This window comes from Streptomyces harbinensis, from assembly GCF_900116145.1.
GTDB lineage: Bacteria > Actinomycetota > Actinomycetes > Streptomycetales > Streptomycetaceae > Streptomyces > Streptomyces carpaticus.
Map to the genome: position 1 here is coordinate 35609 of NZ_FPAB01000002.1, position 19723 is coordinate 55331.

Annotated in this window: 20 protein-coding genes; 12 read left to right on the forward strand and 8 right to left on the reverse strand. The window is 73.3% G+C overall.

Annotation, left to right across the window (positions count from 1 at the left end):
• Nucleotides 1-26: 26 nt before the first annotated feature.
• A complete protein-coding gene (locus BM385_RS04425) occupies nucleotides 27-839 on the reverse strand; it encodes a DUF8842 C-terminal domain-containing protein (RefSeq protein WP_019434619.1) in 813 nt (270 codons plus the stop codon).
• A gap of 439 nt (nucleotides 840-1278) precedes the next feature.
• On the opposite strand from BM385_RS04425, the gene BM385_RS04430 reads away from it, so the two are divergent.
• Nucleotides 1279-1506: an I78 family peptidase inhibitor gene (locus BM385_RS04430; protein ID WP_019434618.1), complete on the forward strand. Its 228-nt coding sequence runs from the start codon at nucleotides 1279-1281 to the stop codon at nucleotides 1504-1506.
• Here the strand turns inward: BM385_RS04430 and BM385_RS04435 are convergent.
• Nucleotides 1469-2386, reverse strand: coding sequence for a phosphatase PAP2 family protein (locus BM385_RS04435; protein WP_175542939.1), 918 nt, complete (start codon nucleotides 2384-2386; stop codon nucleotides 1469-1471). The genes BM385_RS04430 and BM385_RS04435 overlap by 38 nt on opposite strands.
• Before the next feature lie 407 nt (nucleotides 2387-2793).
• Here BM385_RS04435 and BM385_RS04440 point away from each other — a divergent pair, with 407 nt between their 5' ends.
• Together BM385_RS04440 and BM385_RS04445 are read left to right on the forward strand one after the other, a co-directional pair.
• Nucleotides 2794-4398, forward strand: a complete 1605-nt coding sequence (locus BM385_RS04440; RefSeq protein WP_019434616.1) for an MFS transporter — start codon at nucleotides 2794-2796, stop codon at nucleotides 4396-4398.
• A gap of 41 nt (nucleotides 4399-4439) precedes the next feature.
• Complete coding sequence (locus tag BM385_RS04445) at nucleotides 4440-5627, forward strand: acyl-CoA dehydrogenase family protein (protein ID WP_019434615.1); 1188 nt, start codon at nucleotides 4440-4442, stop codon at nucleotides 5625-5627.
• A 51-nt stretch (nucleotides 5628-5678) separates the two neighbouring features.
• On the opposite strand, the gene BM385_RS04450 is transcribed toward BM385_RS04445, so the two are convergent.
• Nucleotides 5679-6119 carry a cell division protein SepF gene (locus BM385_RS04450; protein ID WP_019434614.1) on the reverse strand — a complete coding sequence of 147 codons (441 nt, stop codon included), beginning with the start codon at nucleotides 6117-6119 and terminating at the stop codon, nucleotides 5679-5681.
• A 367-nt stretch (nucleotides 6120-6486) separates the two neighbouring features.
• On the opposite strand from BM385_RS04450, the gene BM385_RS04455 reads away from it, so the two are divergent.
• From BM385_RS04455 to BM385_RS04465, 3 genes are all read left to right on the forward strand, one after another.
• The gene (locus tag BM385_RS04455) at nucleotides 6487-7404 is read left to right on the forward strand and encodes a S1 family peptidase (RefSeq protein WP_093842254.1); all 918 of its coding nucleotides are present in this window, start codon (nucleotides 6487-6489) and stop codon (nucleotides 7402-7404) included.
• A 419-nt stretch (nucleotides 7405-7823) separates the two neighbouring features.
• Entirely contained in the window at nucleotides 7824-8897 is a 1074-nt protein-coding gene (locus BM385_RS04460; protein ID WP_026047563.1) for a S1 family peptidase, read from the forward strand.
• Nucleotides 8898-9024: 127 nt separating this feature from the next.
• Entirely contained in the window at nucleotides 9025-10227 is a 1203-nt protein-coding gene (locus BM385_RS04465) for a DUF5685 family protein (protein ID WP_093842255.1), read from the forward strand.
• Nucleotides 10228-10311: 84 nt separating this feature from the next.
• Here the strand turns inward: BM385_RS04465 and BM385_RS04470 are convergent, their stop codons facing one another.
• On the reverse strand, nucleotides 10312-11343 hold the full coding sequence (locus tag BM385_RS04470) for an aspartate-semialdehyde dehydrogenase (protein WP_019434610.1): 1032 nt from the start codon (nucleotides 11341-11343) through the stop codon (nucleotides 10312-10314).
• Nucleotides 11344-11563: 220 nt separating this feature from the next.
• On the opposite strand from BM385_RS04470, the gene BM385_RS04475 reads away from it, so the two are divergent.
• From BM385_RS04475 to BM385_RS04500, 6 genes are read left to right on the forward strand one after another with little or no spacing between them, the layout of a single operon-like run.
• Nucleotides 11564-11866, forward strand: coding sequence for an urease subunit gamma (locus tag BM385_RS04475; RefSeq protein WP_026047562.1), 303 nt, complete (start codon nucleotides 11564-11566; stop codon nucleotides 11864-11866).
• Nucleotides 11867-11890: 24 nt separating this feature from the next.
• The gene (locus BM385_RS04480; RefSeq protein ID WP_019434608.1) at nucleotides 11891-12202 is read left to right on the forward strand and encodes an urease subunit beta; all 312 of its coding nucleotides are present in this window, start codon (nucleotides 11891-11893) and stop codon (nucleotides 12200-12202) included.
• Nucleotides 12195-13919 carry an urease subunit alpha gene (locus tag BM385_RS04485; protein ID WP_093842256.1) on the forward strand — a complete coding sequence of 575 codons (1725 nt, stop codon included), beginning with the start codon at nucleotides 12195-12197 and terminating at the stop codon, nucleotides 13917-13919. Before BM385_RS04480 ends, BM385_RS04485 begins: the two co-directional genes overlap by 8 nt.
• The gene (locus BM385_RS04490; protein WP_093842257.1) at nucleotides 13919-14596 is read left to right on the forward strand and encodes an urease accessory protein UreF; all 678 of its coding nucleotides are present in this window, start codon (nucleotides 13919-13921) and stop codon (nucleotides 14594-14596) included. The genes BM385_RS04485 and BM385_RS04490 overlap by 1 nt, the downstream gene beginning before the upstream one ends.
• A 12-nt stretch (nucleotides 14597-14608) precedes the next feature.
• Nucleotides 14609-15307, forward strand: coding sequence for an urease accessory protein UreG (ureG, locus tag BM385_RS04495; RefSeq protein WP_019434605.1), 699 nt, complete (start codon nucleotides 14609-14611; stop codon nucleotides 15305-15307).
• Complete coding sequence (locus BM385_RS04500; protein WP_093842258.1) at nucleotides 15304-16071, forward strand: urease accessory protein UreD; 768 nt, start codon at nucleotides 15304-15306, stop codon at nucleotides 16069-16071. The genes ureG and BM385_RS04500 overlap by 4 nt, the downstream gene beginning before the upstream one ends.
• Nucleotides 16072-16096: 25 nt before the next feature.
• Here BM385_RS04500 and BM385_RS04505 read toward each other — a convergent pair whose 3' ends face one another.
• The 4 genes from BM385_RS04505 to BM385_RS04520 form a co-directional block, all read right to left on the reverse strand.
• A complete protein-coding gene (locus tag BM385_RS04505) occupies nucleotides 16097-16732 on the reverse strand; it encodes a response regulator (RefSeq protein WP_093842259.1) in 636 nt (211 codons plus the stop codon).
• Nucleotides 16725-17963, reverse strand: a complete 1239-nt coding sequence (locus BM385_RS04510; RefSeq protein ID WP_019434602.1) for a sensor histidine kinase — start codon at nucleotides 17961-17963, stop codon at nucleotides 16725-16727. The genes BM385_RS04505 and BM385_RS04510 overlap by 8 nt, the downstream gene beginning before the upstream one ends.
• 65 nt (nucleotides 17964-18028) lie before the next feature.
• Nucleotides 18029-18787 carry an ABC transporter permease gene (locus BM385_RS04515; protein ID WP_019434601.1) on the reverse strand — a complete coding sequence of 253 codons (759 nt, stop codon included), beginning with the start codon at nucleotides 18785-18787 and terminating at the stop codon, nucleotides 18029-18031.
• A gap of 1 nt (nucleotide 18788) precedes the next feature.
• Entirely contained in the window at nucleotides 18789-19697 is a 909-nt protein-coding gene (locus BM385_RS04520) for an ABC transporter ATP-binding protein (protein WP_019434600.1), read from the reverse strand.
• Nucleotides 19698-19723: the final 26 nt, after the last annotated feature.

A 19723-nucleotide genomic window follows, 5' to 3' on the forward strand; every position in this document is an offset into this window, starting at 1 on the left:
CCTGATCGCTTCGGAAGCGGGACGGCTCAGGTGCCCGCCAGCGGCATCGCGGCGGCCACCAGGAGTCCGCCGGCCGCCGCCTTCTCCAGCGCCTCGCGCAGCAGGTCCTCGCGCGGCTGCTGGCCGATGGAGCCGGCCGGCGCCGCGTACACCAGCACCATCTGCTTCTGGTTGGCGCTGGTGCGCCAGCCCTCGGTCACCGCGAGCGGCTGGTGCGCCTGCCACCAGGCGGCGGTCTGCCCGGTGGCGGCATCGGCCTGGAGCACCGAGTGCAGCTGCCCCATGGCCAGCAGCACCGACCAGCCGGGCACCTGGGCGGGGGCGGCGGACACATCGGTGACCGGCAGGAAGCCGGCCTCGATGAGCAGCGGCAGGAAGTCGTCGCCCGGACCGTCCGAGCCGGGGCGGGCCACCGGGCCGGAGGGCTCCACCACCAGCGCCGGGTAGAGGTCCTCACCGATCAGGATCTGCCCGCAGGTCACCCCGAGCACCACCTGGCCGCTGCTCTCCTCCAGCTCGGCAGGCGAGGGCGCGCCGGGCGCCTGGCCCTCGGCGACGGTCGACTGGCCGGTGATGGAGGCCACCGCGCCGCGCAGCTGCTCCTCGGAGACCGTCACCACCTGGGAGGGGATGCAGGCCGCGTGCGCGAAGGCGAGCACCGCGGTCTCGCCGCCGACGAAGAGCACGGTGGAGGTGCGCTCCTGGCCGGTGTCGCCCTGGGTGCGGCAGGAGGTGCAGTCATAGGTGCCCGGGGCGTTCTCGCCCGCGAGCAGCCGTTCCGCTTCCTTGTCGCCGATCTCGGCGCGAACCTCGTCACTGACGTCGAGCAAGGGGGACATGTGGCTCCTCGGTTGGGAATCTCGGCCCGCAGCCGTCGCGGGCCCCGTGCACAACGGCCCGGGCGGCGCGAGGGTCACGCCGAGGGCGTGTGTTTCGCACACATCGGGTACGGGGAGCCGTCCGGTTCGTACGGGTGCGCGAACGAGGGGCGGGTGTGCGAAGTGATCGGAGGGCGCCGCGGACCCGCCGCCGCGCGACCGGTGGAGAAAAAGGAGCCGGGCACGGAGGCCATTCCCGGCGGGCACGCACCGCGGCGTCCGGTGATTTCCCGGGGCCTTCCGCTCGAATGCCGGGGCGATTTTCCATTACACGAAGCGCACGAACCAGCCGGCGGCGCCCGGCCGGGGGCACCGTGACAGAAGCGTGACAGTCCGCTGATCCGGGCGGGACCCGGGTCCGGTACTTCCCGGGGCGCCGGGCCCGGCCTACGGTGGGCACATGACCCCTTCGCAGCCCTGGCGCCCCCAGCGCCCCCAGACGCCGGACGACGACCCCGAGACCTATGTGGGGCTGGCCGCCGACCGTGCGGAACGGCAGGCCACCGAGCGCGGCTGGGGCACGGTGCGGCGGCTCGCGCCGGACGCCATCATCACCATGGAGTACATGCCGGGGCGGCTGAACCTCGCGGTCAAGGACGGTGAGGTGGTGCGCTGCTGGCAGGGCTGAACGAGCCCCCCAGCGGCTCCACGGGCCGCACCCCCGGGTGGCCGGCCGCCGGCCTGCCCTCGGTCTGGAGCGGCCGGACGGCGGGGGAGCGGGTGTGGGCCTTCGCCAGCCGGGCCGGCAGCGCGGCGGCCCTGGCCGGGGCGCTCGCCGGGTCGGGCGGGAGCGTGACGGGCGGTACGTCCGGTGGCGGCAGCACGGGGTGCGGCTGCCGCCCGGGTCTCCCGCTCAGCCGGTCCCGCAGTACCAGCAGCCGGCGCTCCACCTCGCGGATCACCGGCTCGCACCACGGCAGCGCCAGCAGGATCAGCAGGCCGGCCGCCCAGCCGAGGAGCACATCGCTCACCCAGTGGGTGCCCAGATACACGGTGGTGGCGCCCACGCCGAGCGCGAACACCGCGGCGATGATCGACAGCGTTCTGCGGGCCCGGGGCGTGGTGGCCAGATAGGCGAGAATCCCCCAGGTCACCACGGCGTTGGCGGTGTGGCCGGAGGGAAATATATCTCCGTTCAACCACATCTCGTTGGAGCCGATGTCATTCGCGTAGTGCGGCCCTTCCCTGGCCATGCCCAGCTTCGCCGCGCCGACCGAGAGATTCAGCGCCAGCAGCGCCACACCCATCACCAGCAGCGGGCGCAGCGTGCGCTGCCGCCACGAGCGCCACCCCAGCCAGGCGGCCACCAGCACCGCGGTGGGGCCGCGCTGCCCGAGCACCACGAAGTAGTCGAGGAAGGCGTGCAGGCCCGGCCACTGCTTGTACGGCCGGAACAGCATCACCTGCCAGTCGAACCTGACCAGCCAGGACGTGCTCAGCACCGCCGCCACGATCGTCGCGTACGCGCCCAGCGTCGCCCACAGGAGTGCGATCCGGGTACGGCTCATGCCGGGAGCCGCGACGGCCGGTCGCTGCGGCTCCTGCTCGAGGCGGGCAAAGAATCGGTCGGTACGCACCTCAGCAAGATTACAGCCGGTGATAGGAGCACTTCGACTCCGGCCTGCTTTCGTGATGCCGATGTGATGTGCCGGGAGTCTTTTCCGGGGGTGATTGGCCTGGAGTTTTCCCGCTGTTCACCCGGCTTTACGAATTTCCCGGAACCCATGATTTGCCGATCTGGCGATGATGGTACGGCCATTCGGATTGTTTTTCTTTCAGGGCTTTTCGGGTGACGCGCGGCCGGCCGCACGGCCCGCCGGTCACGCACCGGAGTCCCTGGGGCCGCGGGCCACCCCTGACGTACGCTGTGGCTCGTCCGTCCCCGCTCCGCCCCGTCCCCAAGGTGCCTGCGCCCATGGCGAGTCCGCTCCCCGCCCGAGACCGCAACCGCTGGTCGGTTCTGGTCGTGCTGTGCGTCAGCCTGCTGCTGGTCGCCATCGACGCGACCGTGCTGCACGTCGCCGTGCCCGCCGTCACCGAGGACCTGCGGCCCGGCGCGGTCGAGCTGCTGTGGATCGTGGACGTCTACCCGCTCATGTGCGCCTCGCTGCTGATCCTCTTCGGCACCCTCGGGGACCGGATCGGCCGGCGCCGGGTGCTGCTGCTCGGGTACGCCTGCTTCGGGCTCGCCTCCGCGCTGGCCGCCTTCGCCGCCACCCCCGGGGTGCTGATCGTGGCCCGCGCGCTGCTCGGCATGGGCGGGGCGATGATCATGCCGGCCACCCTGTCGATCCTGCGGCACGTCTTCCCCGACCGCAGGGAACGCGCGCTGGCGATCGGCATCTGGAGCGCGGTCGCGGCGGTGGGCGCGGCGATCGGCCCGCTGGTGGGCGGCGCGCTGCTGGAGTACTTCTGGTGGGGCTCGGTCTTCCTCGTCAACATCCCGCTGATGGTGCTGTGCCTGCCGGTGGCGCGCTGGCTGCTGCCGGAGTCCACCGGGGACCGCCAGGGCCCCTGGGACGTGGCCGGGGCGCTGCTGGCGGCCGGCGGCCTCTTCACGGTGATCATGGCGCTCAAGCGGGCGGGCGGCGGGGAACTGTACAGCCCGCTCACCCTGCTGGCCGCGCTGACCGGGGCGGTGCTGCTGACGCTCTTCGTCCGCCGCCAGCGCGCGCAGCCGCATCCGCTGATCGATCTGCGGGCCTTCGCGCGCCCCGCCTTCGGTACCTCGGTGGGCTGCATCGTGCTGACCGTGCTGGCGCTGGTCGGACTGGCGCTGATCGCCGCCCAGTACCTCCAGCTGGTGCTCGGACTCACCCCGCTGCAGACCGGGCTGCGGCTGCTGCCGCTCAGCCTGGCCGCGATCACCGCCGGGCTGCTGGGCGCCCGGCTGCTCCAGCGGCTGGGGCCGCGGCTGATGGTCTCGCTGGGCTTCGTGCTGACCGCCTGCGCCGTGCTGACCCTGATGCAGCTGGGCGAGCAGGACCGGCCGCTGCTGATGGCCGCCGGGTTCGTGCTGCTCGGCTTCGGCCTGGAGACCGTGCTGTTCGCCTCCTACGAGTCGATGCTCTCCGACGCCCCGGCCGGCCGGGCGGGCGGCGCGGCGGCGATCGGCGAGACGGCGTACCAGTTCGGCGCCGGGCTCGGCATCGCGCTGCTGGGCAGCATCATGAACGCCGTCTACGGGCCCGCCGTGCGCGGCGCCCAGGGCGTGGGCGAGGAGCACACCGCGGCGGCGGCGCACTCGCTGGGCGAGGCGTACTCGGTGGCCGCCCAGCTCGGCGGCGGTCCCGGCCTCGCCCTGCGGCAGACGGCCCGGGAGGCGTACGTCCACGGCATGCACCTGACGCTGGCCGCCAGCGCCGTCCTGCTGCTGCTCGGCGCCCTGGCGGCGCTGCGGCTGCCCCGGCTGCCGGCCGCCACCGGCCCGGGCGCGCCGGAGAGCGCCGCGGTGCCGGTCGGGCCGCAGCACGGCCCGCGGGAGCGACCGCTCTTGCCCACCGGGGTCACCCGGCCCTAACGTCGCCCCGTCCCGCGTCCCCGGCCCCAGGAGGCACCGCCATGCCCACCGGTACCCCGCCGCCCTTCGACCCGGCCGATCCGCTCGGGCTCGACGACCTCCTCGGCCCGGAGGACCTGGCCGTGCGGCGCACCACCCGCGCGTGGGCGGACGAGCGGGTCCGGCCGCACATCGCCCGCTGGTACGAGGAGGGGCGTGCCCCGGTGCCCGAGCTGGCCCGGGAGCTGGGCGCCCTGGGCGCGCTGGGCATGACGCTGGAGGGGCACGGCTGCGCGGGGGCGTCCGCCGTGCAGTACGGGCTGACCTGTCTGGAGCTGGAGGCGGCGGACTCCGGGATCCGTTCGCTGGTGTCGGTGCAGGGGTCGCTGGCGATGTACGCGATCCACCGGTTCGGCTCGCCGGAGCAGCGCGAGCGCTGGCTGCCGTCGATGGCGCGCGGCGAGACGATCGGCGCGTTCGCGCTCACCGAGCCCGATCACGGCTCCGATCCGGCCGGGATGCGGACCCGTGCGGAGCGCAGCGGCGGTGACTGGGTGCTGACGGGCCGCAAGATGTGGATCACCAACGGTTCGGTGGCGGGCGTCGTGGTGGTGTGGGCCCGTACGGAGGAGGGGGTGCGCGGGTTCGTGGTGCCCACCGACCGGCCCGGGTTCACCGCGACGGAGATCCGGCACAAGTGGTCGCTGCGGGCGTCGGTGACCAGTGAGCTGGTGCTGGACGGGGTACGGCTGCCCGCCGGCGCGGTGCTGCCGGAGGCGCGGGGGCTCGGTGCGGCGCTGGCCACCCTGGCGCACGCCAGGTACGGGATCGTCTGGGGCGCGCTGGGGGCCGCCAGGGACTGTTTCGAGACAGCGCTGTCCTACGCGGGGGAGCGGGAGCAGTTCGGGCGGCCGGTGGCCGGCTTCCAGCTCACCCAGGCCAAGCTGGCGGACATGGCGGTGGAACTGCACAAGGGGTTGTTGCTGGCGCACCATCTGGGCCGCCGGATGGACGCGGGGCGGCTGCGGCCGGAACAGGTGAGCTTCGGCAAGCTGAACAATGTCCGGGAAGCGCTGGAGATCTGCCGTACCGCCCGGACGATCCTGGGTGCCAACGGGATCTCGCTGGAGTACCCGGTCCTGCGGCACTGCGGGAATCTGGAGTCGGTGCTCACCTACGAGGGCACCAGTGAGATGCATCAGCTGGTGCTGGGCAAGGCGCTCACCGGACTCGATGCGTTCCGGGGCTGACGCCCGGAACACGCGCCGGGGTGGTGCGCGCCCGGCCGGGCGCGCACCACCTCAGCTCTGGTTGAAGAAGCCGGTGGCGTGCCGGCGGCTGTCGCTGACCACCTGGTAGTCACCGGGGGTCAGCAGGAAAACCCGGTTGGCGACCCGGTCGATGGAGCCGCGCAGGCCGAAGATCAGGCCGGCGGCGAAGTCGACGACGCGCTTGGCGTCGCCGGGCTCCATGGCGGTGAGGTTGATGACCACCGGGACCCCGTCGCGGAACAGTTCACCGATGCGGCGGGCGTCGCGGAAGCTTTCCGGCGTCACCGTCGCGATCCGGCCGCTGTCCCCCTCCGGTGCCGGCTCCTCCACCGCCCGCACCGCCGGGTCGGTGGCCCACGGCTCGGTGCCGTCGCCCGGCTCGGGCCCCTCGGCGTACTCGTCGTCGTAGTAGCGCATCTCGCGGTCCTCGACGAGCCCGAGCCAGGCGCTCGCCTTGCGTACCGATCCCATGGATGCCTCCTCTCTCACGCGGCTCGAAACCGCCCACACCCCTATCGTCATCCATGATGCGGATGATGCGCCAAGTGGATTGGCGCCCGAACCGGATTTCGTGACGGTTCTGGTGCAATCGATTATGGCGCCCCATCAGGACATCGCGCGCCCGGAGCAGCTGACGGAGAGTGAAATCCGGGCAGGATGCGCGCCGGGTGGGGAGGTTCCGTGGAGTGGCTGAAAGTGGTTCTTGGCAAGGGGTCCGGGCTTGGTGAAGATTCGGTGCAGCGCTTGTCAGGGTCATGCCGATGAATCGCGGCAGGCCCCGACCACGCCTCACGGGCCCGCACACCCAGCGGGCCCCGGATTCCCCACGGAGGACATCGTGAGTACCGAGCGCCCCAACCCCCACAGACGCCTCGTCAAGCGGCTGCGGCTGATCGCCGCCGCCTCCGGTGTGGCGGCCCTGACAGCCTTCGCGCTGCCCAGCACGGCCGGTGCCGAGCCGGTCCAGACCTTCAGCACCGCCCAGCTGGCCACGGCGGACTCGGCCGTGCTCGCGGCCGACATCGCCGGCACCGCCTGGACGGTCGACGAGGAGACCGGCAAGGTGCTCGTCACCGTGGACTCCACCGTCACGCAGGAGGAGATCGCGGAGATCAAGGAGAGCGCCGGTTCCCTCGCCGGTGCCATCGAGGTGGAGCGCACCCCCGGCACGCTGGAGAACTACCTGTCGGGCGGTGACGCCATCTACGCGAGTGGCTGGCGCTGCTCGGCCGGCTTCAACGCCACCCGCGGCGGCACGACGGTCATGCTGACCGCCGGCCACTGCACCGACGGCGCGGGCACCTGGTGGGCCAACTCCGCCCGGACCACCGTCATCGGCGGCACGATCGGCTCCAGCTTCCCGGTCAACGACTACGGGCTGGTGTCGTACACCAACTCCTCCATCGCGCGTCCGAGCAACGTGTACCTGTACAACGGCACCTACCGCACCATCACCGGCGCGGCCAACGCCACCAACGGCCTGGCCGTCCAGCGTTCCGGCTCCACCACCGGCCTGCGCTCCGGCTCGGTGACCGGCCTGAACTACACCGTCAACTACGGCGGCGGCGACATCGTCTACGGCATGATCCGCACCAACGTCTGCGCCGAGCCCGGCGACAGCGGCGGCCCGCTGTTCTCCGGCAACACCGCCATCGGTCTGACCTCCGGCGGCAGCGGCAACTGCACGATCGGCGGCACCACCTACTTCCAGCCGGTCGTGGCGGCGCTCAACGCGTACGGGGCCACCATCCCGTAACGGGCCCGTCCGCCGTAGCGGTTCATCCTCCCCGCTGCCCCCGTCCGGTTCACCCGGACGGGGGCAGCGGCATCTCGTTCGGGGGATGTCGGATGTCACGAAAACCGGACTGCGGCGAACGGTGAGCGAACCCGGAGCGACGGTTTTCAGACAGGTCTAGTCCTTACCCTCGGCGAGCTTCGAGGGGCGCAACGCGCGTAGCGTGGCGGTGAGTTGGCAGATACCGGGCGTGTTCGGGACACATCGACCGGCCTCCCGTGCGGTGATCGAACTCCCGTCCGGGGCGTGAAGTCGTTCTTGTGTGGGCCCCCGCAGGATGGGAATACTCGCCATCACCGCTTGGCATGAACGTGGCTGAAGAGTCAGGTTCCTGCCTTCTCCGGAGCTCTCGGCTCCAACCCCCACAGGAGGAAACAAGCGTGACAAACCGACGCATGTCCGCGCGGCGCATCACCATGGCCGCCACCGGTGTCGCGGCACTGCTGGCCGGGTCGTTCACCATGTCGCAGGCGAACGCCCAGACCCCCACCTTCACCCCGGACGTCCTGTCCTCGCAGGCGGCCGTCGAACTGGCGACCACCCTGGACGACACTCTGTCCGCCGAGACAGCAGGCACCTTCTACGACGCCGAGACGGAAACCCTCGTGGTGAACGTCACGGACAGCTCCGCCGTCTCCGAGGTCCGGGCCACCGGCGCCGAGGCGCGCGTGGTGGAGCACACCCTGGCCCAGCTGGAGGCCGCGGCCGACGAGGTCGAGGAGTACGCCGTGCCCGGCACGGCGTGGGGCATCGACCCCGTCTCCAACGCCGTCAAGGTGACGGTGGACTCGACCGTCTCCGGCGACGCGCTCGCCGAACTCCAGGCCACCGTGGACGGCCTCGGCGGCCAGGCCGTCCTGGAACAGGTCGAGGGCGAGTTCTCCCCGTACATCGCGGGCGGTGACGCCATCTACACCTCCGGCGCCCGCTGCTCGCTCGGCTTCAATGTCACCATCGGCGGCCAGCGCGGCTTCCTGACGGCGGGCCACTGCGGCTCGACCGGCAGCAGCTGGTCGGCGACCTCCGGCGGCGCGGCGTTCGGCACCCTGAGCACCAGCGTCTTCCCGGGCTCCGACTACGCGGCCGGCACCTACAGCTCCAGCATCGCCAGCCCCAGCTCGGTCAACCTGTACGACGGCTCCACCCGCGCCATCACCGGTGCGGCCAACCCGGTCGTCGGCCAGACCGTCGAGCGGTCCGGCTCCACCACCGGCCGGCACAGCGGCACGGTCACCGCGCTGAACGTCTCGGTCACCTACCCGCAGGGCACGGTGCGCGGCACCATCCAGACCACCGTCTGCGCCGAGCCCGGTGACAGCGGCGGCGCCCTCTTCTCGGGCAACACCGCGCACGGCCTGACCTCGGGCGGCAGCGGCAACTGCTCCAGCGGCGGCACCACCTTCTTCCAGCCGGTGGTCGCGGCGCTGAACGCGGTGGGCGCCACCATCCCGTAACAGGATCACCACAGACCCCGCTCCCGCCGCTCAGCACAGCGGGAACGGGTGGCACACTGCGAAGCCCCCGGCCGATTCCGGCCGGGGGCTTTGTGCTGGAGAGAACGAAGCAACGGGGGAACAGGGCGTGTTCGGCATCATCCGACCCTGCCGGCACCGGCTGCCCGGCGGGCTCGGCGAGCAGTGGCTGGCCCATCTGTGCGGTCTGTGCCTGGCGCTGCGCACCACGCACGGCCAGGCGGCGCGGCTGGCGACCAACTACGACGGGCTGCTGATATCGGTGCTCTACGAGGCGCAGGCGCAGCCCCCGGAGGCGGGCACCGCGCCGTGGCGCCGTACCGCGGGGCCCTGCCCGCTGCGCGGGATGCGCACCGCGTCGGTGGCCCGGGGCGAGGGCGCCGCACTGGCCGCCGCCGTGTCGCTGGTGCTGGCCTCGGCCAAGCTGCGCGACCACGCGGTGGACGGCGACGGGTTGCTGCGGCGCCGCTCCCTGGCGGCAGCGGCCGGGCGGGTGGCGCGCGGCTGGGAGCGGGCCGGCGCCCGGGGCGGGGCGGCGGTCGGTTTCGACGCGGGGCTGCTCACCGAGGCGATCGGCCGGCAGCAGGAACTGGAGGCGGCGGCGGTGCCCGGCGGTCCGCTGCTCGCGGTGACCGAGCCGACCGAGACGGCGACGGCGGCGGCGTTCGCGCACACCGCCCGGCTGGCGGGCCGGCCCGGCAACGCCCGGGCGCTGGCGGAGGCGGGCCGGTACTTCGGGCGGCTGGCGCATCTGCTGGACGCGGTGGAGGACCAGCGGCAGGACGCGGCGGACGGTTCCTGGAACCCGCTCACGGCCACCGGCACCAGCCGGGCGGAGGCCCGCCGGCTGTGCGACGACGCGGTGCTGGGGGTGCGGCTGGCGCTGGCCGAGGCGGAACTGCGCGACCAGCGGCTGGTGCATGTGCTGCTGGTGCACGAGCTGCGGCGGGCGGTGGACCGCGCCTTCGCCGGGCCCGGCGGGCGCACCTGCGGGCACCCCGCCACGGCGGAGAGCGTCCCGGGGCTCACCGACCCGCCGGGCCTCGTGGACCCGCCGGACACCGGGCGGCGCCGGCGCGGCTGGGCGGCGGGGTGTCTGGTCTGGGCGGGCATGTTCTGCACCTGCCAGGTGTGCTGCCGCGAGGACTACCCCGATCCGTGGACCGGCAAGGAACGCCACGGGTGCTGCCACTACTGCGACTGCTGCAGCGGCTGTGACACCTCGTGCTGCTCCTGCTGCTCCTGCGGTGAGGACAGCGACGACGGCGGGTGCTGCGACAGCTGCGACTGCAACTGCGGCTGCGACTGCTGAGCCGGCGGGGCGCGGGCGTGGCCGGACGGCGCCGGGCGCCCGCCGGGTGACGGCCGCCGGCCGTCACCCCGCGGGCGGCGGCGGTCAGCCGTTCAGCTCGGCCGCCACCAGCTCCGCGATCTGCACCGCGTTGAGCGCCGCGCCCTTGCGGAGGTTGTCGTTGGAGACGAACAGCGCCAGGCCGTTGTCCACCGTCTCGTCCCGGCGGATGCGGCCCACGTAGCTGGCGTCGCGGCCGGCCGCCTGCTGCGGGGTGGGGACGTCCGAGAGGATCACGCCCTCCGCGTCCGCCAGTAGTTCACGGGCCCGGTCCGGGCTCAGCGGCTGGTCGAAGCGGGCGTTGATCTGGAGCGAGTGGCCGGAGAACACGGGGACGCGCACACAGGTGCCGGAGACCTTCAGCCCGGGGATCTCCAGGATCTTGCGGCTCTCGTTGCGGAGCTTCTGCTCCTCGTCGGTCTCGTCCAGGCCGTCGTCCACCAGGGAGCCGGCCAGCGGCAGCACATTGAAGGCGATCGGGCGCACGTAATTGTCCGGGGCCGGGAAGTCCACGGCGGTCCCGTCGAAGGCCAGCCGGGTGGCGTCCTGGGCGATCGCGGCGCGCGCCTGCGCGTCCAGCTCGGCGACGCCGGCCAGTCCGCTGCCGGAGACCGCCTGGTAGGTGGAGACCACCAGCGAGGTGAGGCCGGCGGCGGCGTGCAGCGGGCGCAGCACCGGCATCGCGGCCATGGTGGTGCAGTTCGGGTTGGCGATGATGCCCTTGGGGCGGTCGGCGACGGCGTGCGGGTTGACCTCGGAGACCACCAGCGGGACCTCCGGGTCCATCCGCCAGCCGGAGGAGTTGTCGATGACGACGGCGCCGGAGGCGGCGACCTTCTCGGCCAGCGCGCGCGAGGTGGTCTTGCCCGCCGAGAACAGCACGATGTCCAGACCGGAATAGTCGGCGGTGGCGGCGTCCTCGACGGTGACCTCGCCGTCCTGCCACGGCAGGGTGCGGCCGGCCGAACGTGCGGAGGCGAACAGCCGCAGCTGGTCGACCGGGAACTTCCGTTCGGCCAAGATTGCGCGCATCACGCCGCCGACCTGGCCGGTGGCTCCGACGATCCCGATCTTCATGGGGCTCCTTGCGTTATGACTGTGCAGCTCACGTCCCGTGCGCTGTGGCTTCTACCCTGCACTGTCCCGGTCCATCACAGCCAATTCTTTGATGTCGGTCACGTGGGGGCGGACGGGAATGAAGATACTTCTGTACGGAAGTAACGCCCATGAAACGCGCCCGCACTAGCCTCCCGGTGTCCGGCGCGTGGCGCGCGGTGACGACGGTGAGGTGGAGCGGATGCGACTGACCCCGCACGAACAGGAGCGGCTGCTGATCCACGTGGCCGCCGATGTGGCCGCGCGGCGGCGCGAGCGCGGCCTGCGGCTCAACCACCCCGAAGCGGTCGCCCTGATCACCGCGCACCTCCTCGAAGGTGCCAGGGACGGGCGGACCGTCGGCGAGCTCATGGCCTCCGGGCGCGAGGTCCTCAGCCGGGACGAGGTGATGGAGGGCGTCCCGGAGATGCTCCCCGACGTCCAGGTCGAGGCCACCTTCCCGGACGGCACCAAGCTCGTCACCGTGCACGACCCCATCGTCTGACCCACCACCGGCGGGAGCGCCCCTGTGATCCCTGGCGAAGTCCTGTACGCCGACGAACCCGTCCCGCTCAACGAGGGGGCGCCCGTCACCCGGCTGACCGTCCGCAACACCGCCGACCGGCCGGTGCAGGTCGGCTCGCACTACCACTTCGCCGAGGCCAACCCCGGCCTGGAGTTCGACCGCCGGGCCGCGTACGGCAAGCGGCTGGCGATCGCGGCCGGCACCGCCGTCCGCTTCGAGCCGGGCATCCCGGCCGAGGTCGCGCTGGTGCCGATCGCGGGGCGGCGGATCGTGCCGGGGCTGCGCGGCGAGACCGGAGGGCCGCTCGATGACTGAGCCGCTGAGCAGGGCCGCGTACGCCGACCTCTTCGGCCCCACCACCGGGGACCGGGTGCGGCTGGCCGACACCGGGCTGCTGATCGAGATCGAGGAGGACCTGTGCGGCGGCCCCGGCCGGGCCGGCGAGGAAGCCGTCTTCGGCGGCGGCAAGGTCATCCGCGAATCCATGGGCCAGTCCCGGGTCAGCCGGGCCGAGGGCGCCCCCGACACCGTGATCACCGGGGTGATCGTGCTGGACCACGACCGGACCGGCAAGGCGGACATCGGCATCAGGGACGGCCGGATCACCGCGCTCGGCAAGGCCGGCAACCCCGACACCATGGACGGCGTCCATCCCGCACTGATCATCGGCCCGGAGACCGAGATCATCGCGGGGCACGGCAAGATCCTCACCGCCGGCGGCGTCGACGCCCACATCCACTTCATCTGCCCGCAGATCGCCGAGGAGGCCCTCGCCTCCGGCATCACCACCCTCATCGGCGGCGGCACCGGGCCCGCCGAGGGCTCCAAGGCCACCACCGTCACCCCCGGCGCCTGGCACCTGGCCCGGATGTTCGAGGCCATGGACGGCTACCCGGTCAACGTCGGCTTCCTCGGCAAGGGCAGCACCACGGGACCGGACGCCCTGCGCTCCCAGCTGCGCGCCGGAGCCGTCGGCTTCAAGATCCACGAGGACTGGGGCGCCACCCCCGCCGTCATCGACGCCTGCCTGCGGGTGTGCGACGAATCGGGCGCCCAGCTCGCCCTGCACACCGACACCCTCAACGAGGCCGGATTCGTCGCCGACACCCTCGCCGCCATCGGCGGCCGGACCGTCCACGCCTACCACACCGAGGGCGCCGGCGGCGGGCACGCGCCCGACATCATCACCGTGGTCGCGGAGCCGCACATCCTGCCCTCCTCCACCAACCCCACCCGGCCGCACACCGTCAACACCGTCGAGGAACACCTCGACATGCTGATGGTCTGCCACCACCTCAACCCCGCCGTCCCCGAGGACCTGGCGTTCGCCGAATCCCGCATCCGGCCCACCACCATCGCCGCCGAGGACATCCTGCACGACCTCGGCGCCATCTCGATCATCTCCTCCGACTCCCAGGCCATGGGCCGGGCCGGCGAAGTCGTCCTGCGCACCTGGCAGACCGCGCACGTGATGAAGCGGCGCCGCGGTGCCCTGCCGGGCGACGGCCGCGCCGACAACCACCGGGCCCGCCGCTACGTCGCCAAATACACGATCAACCCCGCCGTCGCCCAGGGACTCGACCACGAGATCGGCTCCGTGACCCCCGGCAAACTCGCCGACCTGGTGCTGTGGCAGCCGGCCTTCTTCGGCGTCAAGCCCGACCTCGTCCTCAAGAGCGGCCAGATCGCCTACGCCCAGCTCGGCGACGCCAACGCCTCCATCCCCACCCCGCAACCGGTCCTGCCCCGCCCCATGTTCGGCGGCACCGGGCGTGCCCCGGCCGCCAACTCCGTCAACTTCGTCACCGAGACCGCCCTCCACGACGGCCTGCCCGAACGCCTCGGCGTCGGCAAACGCTTCACCGCCATCGGCGACACCCGCCGGATCACCAAGGCCGACATGCGGCAGAACGACACCATGCCCCGGGTGACGGTGGACCCCGACACCTTCACCGTCACCATCGACGGCGAACCGGTGGAGCCCGCCCCCGCCACGGAACTTCCCATGGCCCAGCGCTACTTCCTCTTCTGATGCCGGCCGCCGCCGCACTGCTGCTGCTCGCCGACGGCCGGTTCCCCGCCGGCGCCCACGCCCACTCCGGCGGCGCCGAGGCCGCCGTGCACGCCGGCCGGCTCACCGGCCCCGCCGACCTCGCCGCCTTCTGCCTCGGCCGGCTGCACACCACGGGGCTGGTGGCCGCCGCCCTGGCCGCCGCCGCCTGCGCCGGCCACGACCCGCGGCGACTCGACGAGGCCGCCGACGCCCGTACCCCCGTGCCCGCCCTGCGGGACACCGCCCGCCGGCTCGGCCGGCAACTGCTGCGCGCCGCCCGCGCCACCTGGCCCGACCCGGCCCTGGACGCCCTCGCCGCCCGGCACCCCGGCGGCCTCCACCAGCCCGTCGTCCTCGGCCTGGCCGCCCGCGCCGCCGGACTCACCCCCGCCGACGCCGCCCTCGCCGCCGCCTACGAATCCGTCAGCGGACCGGCCACGGCCGTGGTCCGGCTGCTGGGCCTGGACCCGTTCGACGCCACCGCGCTGCTCGCCCGGCTGGCACCCGACCTCGACACCGTCACCCGGCGCGCCGTCACCGCGGCCGACGCCGTCCCCGAGCAGGGCACCGACGCCCTGCCGGCCGCCTCCGCCCCGCTGCTCGACATCGCCGCGGAACAGCACGCCGCCCGCAGCGGCCGGCTGTTCGCCTCCTGAAGGAGCCGCACCATGCACCTGGACCACCCCGACACCTTCCCGCCCCGCCACACGCACCAGGCCCCGCCCTCCCACCCCGGCGGGCGGCGGCGCGCGCTGCGGATCGGGCTCGGCGGACCGGTCGGCTCCGGCAAGACCGCCACCGTCGCCGCCCTGTGCCGCGCGCTGCGCCAGGACCTGGAGATCGCCGTGGTCACCAACGACATCTACACCCGCGAGGACGCCGACCACCTGCTGCGCGAAGCCGTCCTGCCGCCGGAGCGCATCGCGGCGGTGGAGACCGGCGCCTGCCCGCACACCGCCATCCGGGACGACATCTCCGCCAACCTGGAGGCGGTGGAGGAACTGGAGCGCACCACGGGACCGCTGGACCTCGTACTGGTGGAATCGGGCGGCGACAACCTCACCGCCACCTTCTCCCGCGGCCTGGTGGACGCGCAGATCTTCGTCATCGACGTGGCCGCGGGCGACGACATCCCGCGCAAGGGCGGCCCGGGCATCACCGGCGCCGATCTGCTGGTGGTCAACAAGACCGACCTGGCGCCGTACGTCGGCTCCGACCTCGCGGCGATGGCCCGCGACGCCCGGGAGCGGCGCGGGGCGCTGCCGGTCGCCTTCACCTCGCTGCGGCAGCCGGACGGGGTGGCGCCGGTCGGCGCCTGGGTACGGGAGCGGCTGGCCGCCTGGGCCGCCCGGCCCGCGGCCGTATGACGGTCACCGCGCGGGCCCGGATCACCGCGGCACCGGGCGGCCGGCTGCCGCTGCTGGCGGGGGAGGGGCCGCTGGCGCTGCGCCGCACCCGGGCGCGGGAGCCGGGCTGGGCGCAGGTCACCACCGTGGGCGCCATGAGCGGACCGCTGGGCGGGGACCGGCTGCGGCTGACGGTGACGGTGCTGCCGGGCGCCGCGCTGCGGGTGACCTCGGCGGCGGCGATGGTGGCGCTGCCGGGGCGGGACGGTGCGCAGGCCCGGTACGACACCGTCCTGACGGTCGGCGAGGGCGGGGTCCTGCACTGGCTGCCGGAGCCGGTGATCAGCGCGGCGGGCAGCGCGCTGCGGATGACCACCCGGGTTGAACTGGCGGCCGGGGCCCATCTCGTCCTGCGTGAACAGCTCGTGCTGGGCCGGGCGGACGAACCCACCGGGCGGCTGACCACCCGGCTGACCGTCCGCCGCGCGGGCCGTCCGCTGCTCGACCAGGAACTGGACATCGGTCCTGGCGCCCCGGGCTGGGACGCGGGCGCGGTCCTCGGCGGCCACCGGGCGGTCGGCCAAGTGCTGGTGGTGGACCCGGAGCGGATGAACGAGCCGGTGGCGGTGGCGCTGCCGGGCCCGGCAGCGGTGCTGGCCCCGCTGCCCGGGCCCGGCGCGCTGGCCACGGTGCTGGCCCCGGACGGCCTGGCGCTGTCCCGGCAGCTGACCGGGATCGCCGAGCGGATGACGAGCGGAGCACGGCGGGAACCGGTGGCGGTGTGAACCGCTGCCGGTTCCCGCCGGCCGGTCAGCCCAGGATGCCCCGTTCGTAGCCGGTGGCCACCGCCGCCGCCCGGTCGTTGACGCCCAGCTTGGTGTACAGGTGGGCGAGATGGGTCTTCACCGTGGCCTCACTGATGAACAGCTCGGCCGCGATCTCCCGGTTGGAGCTGCCCTTGGCGACCAGCCCCAGCACCTGGCGCTCCCGGGTGCTCAGCGCCTCGCCGACCGGCTCGCGCACCCGGGAGACCAGCCGGGTGGCGACCGCGGGGGAGAGCACGGTACGGCCCTCCGCCGCCGCGCGGACCGCCGCGAACAACTCGTCGCGCGGGGTGTCCTTGAGCAAATAGCCGGTCGCGCCCGCCTCGATGGCCGGCAGCGTGTCGGAATCGGTGTCGTAGGTGGTGAGCACCAGCACCTTGCAGCGCAGCCGCCGCCGGACCAGCTCACGGATCGCCGCGACCCCGCCGCCGCCCGGCATCCGCAGATCCATCAGCACCACATCGGGGGCCAGCCGCTGGGCCAGCTCCACGCCGGTCGGCCCGTCCGCGGCCTCACCGAGGACCGTGAAATCGGTGGAGGTGGCGAACATGCCGCGCAGCCCGTCCCGGACCACCGGGTGGTCGTCCACGATCAGCAAGGAGATGGGGAGTTGATCAGCCATGGCGGACCAACGGTACGCGAGCGGAGACGGCCGTGCCCTGGCCGGGCTCGGATTCGACGTCCACCGTGCCCGCCAGCCGCGCCGCGCGCGCCCGCATGCCGCCGAGGCCGAAGCCGCCCGTGCGGCCCGGGGACCGGGGCGCCGCCGGCTCGAAGCCCCGGCCGTCGTCGCGGACGTCCAGGGTCACCTCGTCGTCCATGTAGGACAGCGTCACTCCCACCCGGCCCGCCTCCGCGTGCCGCCCGGCGTTCGCCAGGGCTTCCTGTGCGATCCGCAGCAACGTCGCCTCGACCTCCTCGTGCAGCGGCTCCACGGTGCCGGTGATGGTGAACGTGGCCGGCACCGCGAACTCCTCCGTCCAGCCGTCGACCGCCTTCTTCAGCGCCTCGGGAAGGCTGTGGTGCTCCAGCGCCCCGGGCCCCAGGTTCTGCACGGAACGACGGGCCTCGCCCAAACTGGCCCTGGCCAGGGTCGCGGCCCGCGCCACATGGGCCCGGGACGTGGTCTCGTCGGTGGTCGCCGTGGCCGCCTGGAGCTGGGTGATGATCCCGGTGAGCCCCTGGGCGATGGTGTCGTGGATCTCGGCGGCCAGCCGCTGCCGCTCCTGGGTGACCCCGGCCTCGCGAGCCTGCACCACCAGCATGTTCTGCAGGGCGGCGTTGTCCCTCAGGGCCTGCTCCAGCCGGGTGTTGGTGCGCTCCAGCTCGGCGATGGTGGCGGCCCTCGCCCGGCTGCGCTCCTCCTCCCGTCCCGCGAGGTGGCCGAACAGCAGGGTGAGCGAGCCGTGCAGAGCGAACAGCCCCGCGAACATGGCCCACGTCATCCCGCTCCGGAGCGGAAACCCTCCCGTGTTGGAGCCGGCCATGATGACCGCCGTCGTCAGCAGACCCGCCCGCACCGCCCGCCGGGGCAGCAGCCGGTCCGCGTCGAAGTAGCCCAGCACCGCGTAGATGCCGAACACCGGGTTCACCCAGTTGAAGGCGAAGGCGAGCGCGGTTCTGGTCCAGAAGTACACCTGCCCGGACACCGCAACCGGCGGGTCGCCGCGCCGCTCCGTGCGGCCCCGCCACAGCTGGAGGGCGAGCGCGGCGGCCAGCAGCCCCGCCCCCGCGTACATCCCCCGGGTCGTGGTGATGACCCCGTAGGTGAGCACGGCCAGCAGCGAGCTCAGCCCCAGCGTCCCGTAGGGCGCCCAGCGGTACCACCGCTGCCAGCTCTCCTCGACCGTCAACCGGCTCACTGCCCCGCCCTTCCGCATGAATCCCCGTCGCCGCGGCTCCCCGCAGCCGCTCACCGCTACTCCCAGCGGAACCGGCGTATCGCCACGGCCGTCAGCACCATCGTCCACAGCGCCATCACACCCAGATGCGACCAGGCCGGCCACGCCCCCGTCGCCGCCTGGTCCAGGGCCTGGGAAGCGGCCCCGAACGGGGTGAGCTGCACGATGTCCCGCAAGGCGTCCGGCATGGTCTGCACCGGCAGCCACACCCCGGCGGTGAACATCGCCGGGAAGAAGACGACCGTACCCACAGTCTGGGCGATTTTGGTGGTCCGGGACAGAGCCGTGATGACGGCCCCCAGCGCCAGCGCGGCGGCCCCGGTGAGCAGCAGCGCCAGCAGATACCCCGCCAACTGGTCCGGCAGCGCCACGGAGAAGGCCAGCCGGCCGACCACCAGGGCCAGCGCCACCGACACCGCGATCGCCGTCCCGTGCAGCACCAGCTGCGCCGTCAGCAGAGTCTGCGGCCGGGCCGGGGTGGCCGACAGCCGGCGCAGGATGCCCCGCTCCCGGTAGCCGGAGAGCACCGCCGGCATGGACTGGACCCCGGCCACGATCATCGACAGCAGCACCGCCACCGGTACGTACAGATCGATCACCCGCCGGCCGTCCAGATCCTCGCTCGCCTCCCGGAAGGCCGGGATCAGCCCCAGGATCGAGATCAGCGCGGTGGGGAAGACAAGGATCCAGAAGATCGCCCCCGGCTCCCGGGTGAACAGCCGGAACTCGCTCCTGAGCACCGCCCGCGACGCGCGGGAATCCTGCGTGGTCGCCATGTCAGCTCTCCTTCGCGTGGGCGGTCAGCCCGAGATAGGCGTCGTCCAGGGTGGCGTCGGTGACCCGCAGCTGACGCACCGTGATCCGCTGCCGGGCCAGCAGCGCGATCACCGCGTTGACCGAGGCGTCGTCGCCCTCGATCACCAGCCGGTCGTCCTTGCGCCGGTCCCAGCGCACCAGCGGCAGACCGGCCAGCTCGTCGTCGCTCAGCGGCCGGGACGGCACGAAGGAGATCACCGTGGACGCCGCCGACCGCCCGATCAGCCCGTCCGGGGTGTCCAGCGCGGCGACCCGGCCCCGGTCGATCACCGCGACCCGGTCGCACAGCCGCTGCGCCTCCTCCATGAAGTGCGTCACGAGCAGCACGGTGACCCCCGAGTCCCGCACCTCCTCGATCAGCTGCCAGGTCTCCCGCCTGCCGTGCGGATCGAGCCCGGTGGTCAGCTCGTCGAGCACCACGACCCGGGGATTGCCGATCAGCGCCAGCGCGATGAACAGCCGCTGCTGCTGACCGCCCGACAGCTTCCCGAACCGAACGTCCAGCCGCTCCGCCAGCCCCAACCGCTCCACCAGGGGCTGCCACGCGGCCGGCCGCCGGTAGAAGGAGGCGTACAGCTCCAGCGCCTCCCGCACCGTGATCTTGGGCTGGAGCGCGCTCTGCTGAAGCTGCGCCCCCAGCAGCTCGGTGACCTCCCGGCGATCCGCCAGCGGGTCCAGACCGCCCACCCGGATCTGCCCCTCGTCGGGCACCCGCAGCCCCTCGACGCACTCCACGGTCGTGGTCTTGCCCGCGCCGTTGGGACCGAGGATCCCGAAGATCTCCCCCTCGTCGACGGAGAACGTGACCCCGTCCACCACGGGCCTGCCGCCGTACCGCTTGCGGAGCCCGCTGACCTCGATGATTGCCATGCCCTCAGGATTCCGCGGCCGGCACC